Source organism: Enterobacter cloacae complex sp. SHL022 (assembly GCF_049237785.1).
GTDB classification, from domain to species: domain Bacteria; phylum Pseudomonadota; class Gammaproteobacteria; order Enterobacterales; family Enterobacteriaceae; genus Enterobacter; species Enterobacter hormaechei_C.
Genome location: NZ_JBMKJH010000004.1, coordinates 402,538 through 413,512, shown reverse-complemented (window position 1 = coordinate 413,512; position 10,975 = coordinate 402,538). Strand labels below are relative to the sequence as shown.

Below are 10,975 nucleotides of genomic sequence, written 5' to 3'. Positions count from 1 at the left end.
GCAATCGACAGGTAATAGGCGAAGACATTCTGATGCCAGACGCCGTTATCCTCCTGCCAGTCGCCGCCCGCGTATTCATAAATACGCCGGAAGCTGACCTCCGGGGTCAGGTCTTTGTAATCCTTGCAGGCCAGCTCGCAGGTTTTGCACCCGGTGCAGCGGCTGGAATCAATAAAAAATCCATACTGGGTTGTCATCGGTTACTCCTTACGCCTTTTCAACCTGAACGAGGTTTGTGTGGGATGGGTTGCCCTTCGCCAGCGGCGATGGACGCTGCGTAGTGAGAACGTTGATGCAGCCCGCCTGATCGATACGGTTCGCATCCGGGTTATACCAGGCCCCTTCCCCCAGCGCGACAACGCCAGGCATCATACGCGGAGTCACTTTAGCTTCGATATGCACTTCGCCACGTCCGTTGAAGATACGTACGCGATCGCCATTACTGATGCCGCGGGCTTTCGCATCCATCGGGTTGATCCACATCTCCTGTCGGCAGGCCGCTTTCAGTACGTCAACGTTGCCGTAGGTGGAGTGAACACGCGCTTTGTAGTGGAAACCGGTCAACTGAAGCGGGAATTTCTCCGTCAGCGGATCGTTGTAGTTTTCGAAGCCTGGCGTATAAATCGGCAGCGGATCGATAACGTCCCCTTCCGGCAATTCCCACGTTGCGGCAATTTTTGCCAGCTCTTCGGAGTAGATCTCGATTTTGCCCGACGGCGTGGTCAGCGGATTGGCCTGCGGATCGTCGCGGAAGGCTTTATACGCCACATGATGCCCTTCCGGATCGCGCTGCTTGTACATGCCCTGCTTGCGGAAGGTATCGAAGTCCGGCAGGTCAGGAATGGCTTTGCGGGAAAGCTCGTGCAGATGGCGCATCCACCCTTCCTGAGTACGTCCTTCAGTGAACTGCTGCTCAACGCCAAGACGTTTCGCCAGCTCGGAAGTCATCTCATAGATGGTTTTGCACTCGAAGCGCGGTTTGATGGCCTGGTCAGTGAAGATCACATAGGACATGTTGCCGCAGGAGGCATCCAGCGCGAAATCCATCTGCTCAGACGCGGTGCAGTCTGGGAGCAGAATATCGGCATACTTTGCCGATGAGGTCATGTGGCAGTCGATCACCACAATCATTTCGCACTTCTTATCATCCTGCAAAATTTCATGGGTGCGGTTGATCTCTGAGTGCTGGTTGATCAGGCAGTTACCGGCATAGTTCCAGATCATTTTGATCGGCACGTCCAGCTTATCTTTGCCCCGAACACCGTCGCGCAGCGCAGTCATTTCCGGGCCGCGCTCGATCGCGTCTGTCCACATAAACATGGAGATGCTGGTCTGAACCGGGTTATCCAGCGTTGGCATACGTTCAAACGGTACTTCATACGAGCCTTCACGCGCCCCGCTATTACCGCCGTGAATACCGACGTTGCCAGTCAGAATCGAGAGCATAGAAATAGCGCGGGTGGCAATTTCGCCATTCGCGTGGCGCTGAGGTCCCCAGCCCTGGCTGATATAAGCCGGTTTGGTTGAACCAATTTCACGTGCCAGCTGAACAATACGTTCGACAGGAATGCCGGTGATAGTGGATGCCCACTCCGGGGTTTTCGCCACGCCGTCGCTGCCCTGGCCAAGAATATAGGCTTTATAGTGCCCGTTAGCCGGTGCGCTGGCTGGCAGCGTCTTCTCGTCGTAACCGACGCAGTATTTATCCAGGAACGGCTGGTCGACGAGGTTTTCAGTAATCATCACATACGCCAGCGCATTGACCAGCGCCGCGTCGGTACCAGGGCGGATGGGGATCCACTCGTCTTCACGCCCTGCGCCGGTATCGGTGTAGCGCGGATCGACGATGATCATTCGTGCGTTGGATTTGGCGCGCGCCTGCTCAAGGTAATAGGTTACCCCGCCGCCGCTCATGCGCGTTTCGCCTGGGTTGTTGCCGAACAACACCACCAGTTTACTGTTCTCGATATCCGACGGGCTGTTGCCGTCTGCCCAGCCGCCGTAGGTATAGTTCAGGCCCGCGGCAATCTGTGCGGAAGAGTAGTCGCCGTAATGATTGAGATAGCCGCCGCAGCAGTTCATCAGGCGCGCCACCAGCGTTTTACCCGGCGGCCAGGAACGGGTCATGGTGCCGCCAAGCGTCCCGGTGCCGTAGTTGAGGTAGATAGATTCGTTGCCGTACTCTTTGATCAGGCGCTGCATGTTGGTCGCGATAATATCGTAGGCTTCGTCCCAGCTAATGCGCTCGAACTTCCCTTCCCCACGCTTACCGACGCGCTTCATTGGGTATTTCAGACGATCCGGGTTATATACGCGACGGCGCATTGAGCGACCACGCAGACAGGCACGAACCTGATGTAACCCTTCGTAGTTATCATCGCCGGTATTGTCGGTTTCGACATATTTGATTTCACCGTCCACCACGTGCATACGCAGTGGGCAGCGGCTACCGCAGTTAACGGTACAGGCACTCCACACCACTTTTTCCGGGGCTGAAGCGGGAGACAGAGCCTCCGCCGCCGACGCCAGTCGGGTAAAGGGGAGCGTAAAGGCGCTGCTGGCAACCGCCAGACCACCTATTGCCGTGGTTTTCATCAACCCACGGCGAGTGACCTCGGCAGCCATTAACGCTTCAGGCGCTTTGATTTTCATAAAGACTCACTTTGGTTGCTCACAAAGAAAAGAGAGGCGGCGCAAACCGCTATGTAGTTTTATTTATAACGAATTACAACGTTATTGGTGTTTTATGCTGACTTTCGTTCGGAGGAGTATTACTACTTTAGAGGGAGGGGTTATTGCTTCGTATCAAATCAGAGTCATAAAAAAAGCGCCCTGAGGCGCTTTTTTGTCTTAGAGCAAATAATTAGCCGATGAACTGCTGGCCTTTCATGTAAGGGCGCAGCACTTCAGGGATCTCAATGCGTCCGTCAGCCTGCTGGTAGTTTTCCAGCACAGCAACCAGCGTACGGCCTACTGCCAGACCAGAACCGTTCAGGGTATGAACCAGACGGGTTTTCTTGTCAGATTTGCTGCGGCAACGCGCCTGCATACGACGCGCCTGGAAATCCCAGACGTTGGAGCAGGAGGAGATTTCACGGTAGGTGTTCTGCGCAGGCACCCAGACTTCAAGGTCGAAGGTTTTGCAGGCACCGAAGCCCATGTCGCCGGTGCACAGCGCCATACGACGGTATGGTAGACCCAGCAGCTCCAGCACTTTTTCCGCGTGGCCGGTCATCTCTTCCAGCGCGTCCATAGACTCTTCCGGACGAACGATCTGCACCATCTCAACTTTATCGAACTGGTGCATACGGATCAGACCGCGCGTATCGCGACCGTAAGAACCGGCTTCAGAACGGAAACATGGAGAGTGCGCAGTCAGTTTGATTGGCAGATCGTCTTCGTCGATGATCTCATCACGCACAAGGTTGGTCAGCGGCACTTCCGCAGTTGGGATCAGCGCGTAGTTGCTGCTGTCAGCTTCCTCGTCCAGCGGACGGGTATGGAACAGATCGCCGGCAAATTTCGGCAGCTGGCCTGTACCGTACAGCGTATCGTGGTTAACCAGATACGGAACGTAGGTTTCGCTGTAGCCGTGCTGCTCGGTGTGCAGATCCAGCATGAACTGCGCCAGCGCGCGGTGCAGGTGAGCAATTTGCCCTTTCATTACCACGAAGCGAGAACCGGTCAGCTTAACCGCTGCCGCAAAGTCCAGGCCCGCGTGCATTTCGCCCAGCGTCACGTGATCGCGCACTTCGAAGTCAAACTCGCGAGGCGTACCCCAGCGTTTCACTTCAACGTTGTCGTTTTCGTCTTTGCCGACAGGCACGCTGTCGTCAGGAATGTTCGGGATCGCCAGAGCAATATCGCGAATTTCAGCCTGAAGAACGTCCAGTTCAGCTTTCGCCTGATCCAGCTCTTCACCCAGTTTGTTCACTTCCAGGCGTAATGGCTCAATATCTTCCCCGCGCGCTTTCGCCTGGCCAATGGATTTCGATCGAGAATTACGCTCTGCTTGCAGATTTTCAGTTTGTACCTGCAAAACTTTACGACGCTCTTCAAGAGCGCGCAGCTTATCTACATCCAGCTTAAAGCCCCGGCGTGCCAGTTTTTCAGCGACTGCGTCTGGCTCATTACGCAGCAGATTGGGATCGAGCATGCTTATCCTGTGCTTATCGAATTAAAAAAGGAAAAAGTGACCACAGCCTGCGGCCACAGAGATATATTGCCAACATTACCGCAACGATTGAACTAACGGTAGCGTTTTATAGGGCTATTTTGATCCTGTCCGGCAAGCCAGGCGAGCTTTTCGCCAATCTTACCCTCAAGACCTCTGTTTGTAGGGTGATAATAGCGGGTTTGTGCCATCTCCTGCGGGAAATACTCCTCCCCGGCGGCGTAGGCATTGGGTTCATCATGGGCGTAGCGATACTCCTGCCCGTAACCCATTTCTTTCATCAGCTTTGTAGGGGCATTGCGAAGGTGTACCGGAACGTCGTAATCCGGACGTTCACGTGCATCCGACATCGCCGCTTTAAAGGCGGTATACACTGCATTGCTTTTCGGCGCGCAGGCCAGATAGACAATTGCCTGCGCAATGGCACGCTCACCTTCCGCGGGTCCGACGCGGGTAAAGCAGTCCCAGGCGGAAATAGCGACCTGCATGGCGCGTGGATCGGCATTACCGACATCTTCTGACGCAATGGCCAGGCAGCGACGCGCGACATATAACGGATCGCCACCGGCGGTAATGATACGCGCATACCAGTAGAGTGCCGCATCCGGCGCGCTGCCGCGCACGGATTTATGTAACGCAGAGATAAGGTCGTAGAAACGGTCGCCTTTATTATCGAAGCGCGCACTGCGTTCACCGGCAATTTCGGTGAGCAGTTCAGGCTTCAATACGCGCTTGCCCGCATCGTCCACTTCGGCCATATCGGCCATCATTTCCAGCGTATTCAGTGCCCGACGCGCATCGCCGTTGACCAGTTCAGCGATCGCACGACGCGTCTCGTCCGGCAGAACGATATCCTGTCCGCCGTAACCCCGCGCTTTGTCCTCCATCGCCTGGGTCAGAACCTTTTCGATATCCTCTGTGGTCAGGGATTTAAGCAGGTAAACGCGGGCGCGGGAAAGCAGCGCGGAGTTGAGTTCAAACGACGGGTTTTCCGTGGTTGCGCCGATGAAGAAAATCGTGCCGTCTTCAATGTGCGGCAGAAACGCATCCTGCTGGCTCTTGTTGAAACGGTGGACTTCATCAACAAACAGAATGGTGCGGCGCCCGGCATTACGGTTTTGCCGTGCGCGCTCGATCGCCTCGCGGATCTCCTTCACGCCGGAGGTAACCGCCGAGATGCGCTCAACGTCCGCGTTAGCATAGCGGGCGATCACTTCAGCGAGGGTGGTTTTGCCGGTGCCGGGTGGCCCCCAGAGGATCATGGAGTGCAGATGCCCCGCCTCAATAGCGCGCGGCAATGGTTTCCCCGCAGCCAGCAGGTGTTGCTGGCCGATGTACTGCGCTAAATTTTCTGGCCGCATACGGGCGGCCAGAGGTTGAAACGCATTATCTGAAAAATCGAGCGACAGGTTGCTCACTCATGCCTCTTACTTATTACGTTGGTCATCCACCGTTACGCCCTGCGGCGGGGTAAAGGTGAATTTCGAAGCATCTACAGCGCCGTTTTGCTGAGACTTAAGCTGATAGCTACTGCGCTGATCGTCCTGCTCAACCGCGCCGAACTGATTGATGGTACCGTTGCTGCTCACGTTAATCGTGAACTGCTTCAGATTACCGTTGCTGCCTTTTGGCGTCAGGACGAACTCATCACCGTTTTGTTTGATGTTGTACTGCTGCCAGTCGCTGGACTGGTTACGGGCAATGAGCATAAACGGCGTATTGCTGGTCGCGTCTTTCAGCCAGGTGGCGGTCGCCTGCTCAACAAACGGGTTGTAGAACCACAAGGTTTTCCCGTCGGACACCAGCACGCTTTCATCAGGCTGGGTCATGTGCCAGTTGAAGAGATTCGGGCGTTTCACCCACAAATCCCCCTGACCTTCCTGCACCGCGTTGCCGCTGCCGTCAGTCACTTTTTGCGTGAAGCTGGCGTGGAAGCTGCTCACTTTATCCAGTCGGCTTTTAAGGTCGCTGGCTGCATCAGCCCAGACGCTGCTGGCAACAAAACTGGAGAGTAATGCACAGGCGATGGCGATTTTTTTCATTGTTATTCCTTAAAATACGTCTTCCCGATATGGGGGTTCCGTTTCTATTCTGGACCTGCCTGAAGGCAGGCGACAGAAGAATATGCTTAATTTTTGCTGATTTACCCTTCTTTGCAATCGCTGAAGGTTAATCAAAAGGCGGTGGTGCCAGCACCTCTCGGTTACCGTTATGCCCCTGTTCGCTCACAATACCCTGGGCTTCCATCTGCTCGATAATACGCGCCGCGCGGTTGTAGCCGATACGGAACTGGCGCTGGACGCCGGAGATGGACGCCTTACGTTTTTCGGTGACGAAATTAACCGCCTGGTCAAATAACGGATCCAGTTCTTCGCCGCCGTCAAAACCACCGCCGCCACCTTCGCTTTCACTGTCGGAGGTAATGCCGTCAACGTATTGCGGCCGCCCGCGCGCTTTCCAGTCCTGTACCACCGCATGCACTTCCTGGTCGCGAACAAACGCACCGTGGACACGCACCGGCGAGGTGGAGTTCGGGCCGGAATAGAGCATATCACCCATTCCCAGCAGCGACTCTGCACCGCCCTGGTCAAGGATAGTACGCGAGTCAATTTTACTCGACACGGTAAACGCGATACGGGTCGGGATGTTTGCCTTAATAAGACCGGTGATAACGTCTACGGACGGACGCTGCGTTGCCAGTACCAGGTGGATGCCCGCCGCACGCGCTTTCTGTGCCAGACGCGCAATCAGCTCCTCCACTTTCTTACCAACGGTCATCATCAGGTCGGCAAATTCATCCACCAGCACCACGATGTAAGGCAGTTTTTCCAGCACCGGATGCTGGGCATCCATGCTGTCACCCGGCTTCCAGTATGGGTCCGGAATCGGACGGCCCATACGCGCCGCCTCGGCGATTTTCTCGTTATAACCGGCCAGGTTACGCACGCCCAGCGCCGACATCAGCTTGTAGCGACGCTCCATTTCATTGACGCTCCAGCGCAATGCGTTGGCGGCGTCCTTCATGTCGGTCACCACTTCCGTTAACAGGTGCGGAATGCCTTCGTAGACGGACAGTTCAAGCATTTTCGGGTCGATCATGATGAAACGCACATCTTCAGGCTGCGCTTTGTAGAGCATACTGAGGATCATGGCGTTCACCCCGACTGATTTACCGGAGCCGGTGGTACCCGCAACCAGCAGATGCGGCATCTTCGCGAGATCGGCAACCACCGGATCGCCGGCGATATCTTTACCCAGCACCACGGTCAGCGGGGACGGGTTGTCGCGGAATTTGGTGTTATCCAGAACTTCACGCAGATAAACGGTCTGGCGTTTCTTGTTTGGCAGCTCAAGGCCAACGTAAGGCTTACCTGGGATCACCTCCACCACGCGTACCGCCACGGTCGACAGAGAACGCGCCAGGTCACGGGACAGGTTAGAAATACGTGCCGCTTTTACGCCTGGCGCCAGATTCAGTTCGAAACGGGTGATCACCGGGCCAGGTGAGTAGTTCACCACGTCCGCTTTAATACGGAAGTCAGCCAGACGCGCTTCCACCAGACGGGCCATCTGTTCAAGGGCAAAGGTATCCACCGGCTCGACTTCCGCTGGCGGCGGCGTTAACAGATCCAGCGACGGCAGCGGCGTACTTGGTCGTTGCAGCGGACGGCTGTCTCCGTTACGCATCAGCAGCGGGTGAATCAGGCTTTCCTGCGGCTGTGGTGCTGGCTGCTGGAACTGCGGCTGCGGCGGTTGGGCAGGCGTCTGCGGCTGAGCATACGCCTGTGGCGCCGGTTGTTGCGGCTGCGCGTAAACCTGTGGCGGAGGCGACTGACGCACCGGTTCCGCTTCTGGCATCACGCTCGGCGTGAACAGCGGTTCGCTTGGGCCATCATCCACCAGATCTTTCATTGGTGAGAATTCGAAATCCGACAGCGAGAACGGGTTTGCCCCCGAAGGCTGCTCACCGGAATAACGCTGCTGCTGCGTAGCGGCAAACTGGCGCGCCAGCTCCGCTTCAGCCGCATCATCATCCTCCTGGTGTGAAGGCACGTCGTGCTGATACTCGTCGCCGTAGCGCTGATTCTGCTGGGCGGCAAACTGACGCGCCAGCTCGTCCTGATGCAGTTCGTCGGCATCATCTTCGTAGTCAGAACCACGCGCTTTCTCTTCCGCCATACGCTGGGAAGGCAGTTTAATGCCATAAGAGGCCAGCTCCCGGCGCGTAGGTACGCGCACGCGATTAGGGCGCGGCAATTGTGGACCAATGCCCTCTTTCACCTGAGGACGCGGCGCACCGTCGGTTGCCGGGCTGAATAGCGGAGCGGACGCGGCAGCGGCTGCCGTTGCCTGCTTCACGGTTTCTGCTCCTGACGCAACGGCTGGCGCTGGGTCTACAGGTGCAACGCTCGCAGAAGGCGCTTTTACAACAGGCTCCTGCACCGGCTCAGGCACGGGCTGATACCAGGCGGCAAGCTGCTCGCGCTCACGGGCACGGCGCTCTTCCACTTCTTCAAAATAGTACAATGGCGGACGTGATGGCTTCGCTTCCTCCACCACTTCGGGTTCAGACACCGGCGCAACATATGGCTGTTCAGGCACAGCGGGTTCGGGCGTATAAGCCTGATACGGCTGTTGCGGCTCGCTGGCAGGCTCAGACGGCTGATACGATTGCTGACACTGTTCCTGCTGCACAGGAATATAGCTTTCAGGCTCCGGCGCAATGGTCGGTTCAGGCGTATGGACGCCTGGCGCAGTCTGCCAGTCCACCTGCGGTTGCTGGATCGCGGACTCCGGTGCCGGAACAGGCGAGGACGGCATCACGGCTTCAACAGGCGCAACATGGGCCTGCGCAGCCGTCGTTGCGGCGGCAGCAGCGGCTACCGGTTCAGTCACGGAATGACCATGCAACAGCGGATCGTATTCGTCATACTCACCCGGCGTAGCTCGATGACCAGAGAACAACACATCATCAGGATCGACGGCCGCACCGCGATACTCAATCTGCTCGTCTTCATCCATACGTTTGCCGGAGAAAAGCGCGGCATCCGTTTTACGGCCTAACGGGTTAGCGAATTTTTCAGCAACGCGCTGGCGGCGTGCCAGAGCACCGCGCAGAATACGGGCACGGCGGGATTCACGACGCTGCACAGGTGCCTCGTCTTCCTCTTCGTATTCATCTTCATATTCGTCTTCATCGACCCACGTATCATCACGACGGGTACGATTGCTGGCAAACGTCAGCAGAGTCAGAATAAAGCTGCCGATTTTTTCGGCAATGCTCACCCAGGACCAGCCGGTAAACAGCGTCAGGCCCGCCGCCCAGATGCAGAGCAGCGCCAGCGTGCCGCCGCTGCTGTGAAGCATCGGTTGCAGCGCGGAGCTCAACAGGCTGCCAATCACACCGCCGGAGGCGAAATACCAGATGTCATCGGCATTGATCGCCGCCAGTCCGCAGGAGGTGAGGATCAGCGCCAGGGCGCCAATCAGGCGCAGCGAAACGGCAAAATAATCGATGTAGTCGTCGTTCTGTCGATGACGCCAGGCAAACCAGCATCCGCCAATAATGATGACAGGAAGGGTATAGGCCATCACACCGAAAATGAAGAAGAGCGTGTCCGCAAGCCAGGCACCGGGAACGCCACCCAAATTATGGATAGGCTCATGCCATGCGGTTTGCGACCAGCTGGGATCTGAGGGGTTGAAACTGAGTAAGGCAGCCATCAGCCAGACGGCAAAAAGGGCAATAACAATCAGTAACGCCTCAAGGAGACGACGTCCGCTGCTTAGCTTAGATAATGTGACTTCTTTGTCTTCAGTGTATTCCTGGCTCAAGAAAGGCTCTCCAGGTATCAGGCATGTCCTGCCTGTGTGCTAAAACGGACAACAGCGCCGGGACTCCCCGGCACTGTTGCTGTATGGATTAACAGGAGTGTAATCAAACTACACTGATTTTGCACCTGTTCCGTGTTAGCGCGTCTTAATAACCAGACGATTGCTCTGTTTGACCTCTTCCATCACCACATAAGTACGGGTGTCGTTCACGCCTGGCAGACGCAGCAGGGTTTCACCCAGCAGCTTACGGTAGGCGGACATATCGGGCACACGGGTTTTCAACAGGTAGTCGAAATCACCGGAGACCAGATGACACTCTTGAATTTCTTCAAGTTTTTGTACAGCGGCGTTAAATTGCTCAAACACATCCGGTGCACCACGATTCAGAGTAATCTCAACAAATACCAGAAGTGAGGCATCCAGATAATGCGGGTTCAGCAGAGCCGTATAGCCCTGGATAAAACCCTGTCTTTCCAGTCGACGCACACGCTCAAGGCACGGCGTCGGGGAAAGTCCCACACGTTTTGAAAGCTCGACGTTGGAAATACGCCCATCCTTTTGCAATTCATTAAGAATGTTACGATCGATACGGTCGAGATCTTTGCCAGGGCGCTTCTTGCTATCTACCATTATTATTGTCTCTCTGTATTCCTTCCCTACTCCTGCCTGGACCCTGTGCACATCACTGTTCAGAGCCTGTACCCGTTATTCATCACATCGCCTGGTTATGTATTAGACGCGATGTGGATTCGGGTTCTGCGGTAAGAAGACCGTTGCCCGAAAGCAGTCACAGACATCACGTATGGCGTCTGTCCACACCATGCGTAGATTTCACTGACCCGGTAAAAATGGCATTTCCGTGCATGTCTATGCGGCATGCAGTTCGTGCGTCTTTTTTTCTTCCTTGAATGTTTTCGCAAAAGCGCAGGGGATTGTCAAAGCAAAACATCGATTTTTAGTACAAGA

6 protein-coding genes and 1 pseudogene are annotated in these 10,975 nt (G+C 55.9%); all 7 read right to left on the bottom strand.

Features of this window, described 5'->3' with window-relative positions:
- Nucleotides 1-197, bottom strand: a pseudogene (gene dmsB, locus ACOTZD_RS11270) (dimethylsulfoxide reductase iron-sulfur subunit DmsB); the annotation flags it as partial.
- Nucleotides 198-207: 10 nt separating this feature from the next.
- Nucleotides 208-2,652 carry a dimethylsulfoxide reductase subunit A gene (dmsA, locus tag ACOTZD_RS11265; RefSeq protein ID WP_022650720.1) on the bottom strand — a complete coding sequence of 815 codons (2,445 nt, stop codon included), beginning with the start codon at nt 2,650-2,652 and terminating at the stop codon, nt 208-210.
- Between the two features lie 211 nt (nt 2,653-2,863).
- Nucleotides 2,864-4,156, bottom strand: coding sequence for a serine--tRNA ligase (serS, locus tag ACOTZD_RS11260; protein ID WP_003858266.1), 1,293 nt, complete (start codon nt 4,154-4,156; stop codon nt 2,864-2,866).
- Nucleotides 4,157-4,248: 92 nt separating this feature from the next.
- A complete protein-coding gene (gene rarA, locus ACOTZD_RS11255) occupies nt 4,249-5,592 on the bottom strand; it encodes a replication-associated recombination protein RarA (RefSeq protein WP_003858268.1) in 1,344 nt (447 codons plus the stop codon).
- Between the two features lie 9 nt (nt 5,593-5,601).
- Nucleotides 5,602-6,216: an outer membrane lipoprotein chaperone LolA gene (gene lolA / locus ACOTZD_RS11250; protein WP_003858270.1), complete on the bottom strand. Its 615-nt coding sequence runs from the start codon at nt 6,214-6,216 to the stop codon at nt 5,602-5,604.
- A 127-nt stretch (nt 6,217-6,343) separates the two neighbouring features.
- Nucleotides 6,344-10,009 (bottom strand): DNA translocase FtsK 4TM domain-containing protein, encoded by a 3,666-nt coding sequence (locus ACOTZD_RS11245; protein ID WP_174402392.1) that lies wholly within the window; start codon nt 10,007-10,009, stop codon nt 6,344-6,346.
- 135 nt (nt 10,010-10,144) lie between these two features.
- Nucleotides 10,145-10,639: a leucine-responsive transcriptional regulator Lrp gene (gene lrp, locus ACOTZD_RS11240; RefSeq protein ID WP_000228469.1), complete on the bottom strand. Its 495-nt coding sequence runs from the start codon at nt 10,637-10,639 to the stop codon at nt 10,145-10,147.
- Nucleotides 10,640-10,975 lie beyond the last annotated feature (336 nt).

Bases quoted from the DNA above. Each gene is read 5' to 3' on its own strand.
- dmsA (WP_022650720.1), bottom strand. From the start codon at position 2,652: ATGAAAATCAAAGCGCCTGAAGCGTTAATGGCTGCCGAGGTCACTCGC.
- serS (WP_003858266.1), bottom strand. From the start codon at position 4,156: ATGCTCGATCCCAATCTGCTGCGTAATGAGCCAGACGCAGTCGCTGAA.
- lolA (WP_003858270.1), bottom strand. From the start codon at position 6,216: ATGAAAAAAATCGCCATCGCCTGTGCATTACTCTCCAGTTTTGTTGCC.
- lrp (WP_000228469.1), bottom strand. From the start codon at position 10,639: ATGGTAGATAGCAAGAAGCGCCCTGGCAAAGATCTCGACCGTATCGAT.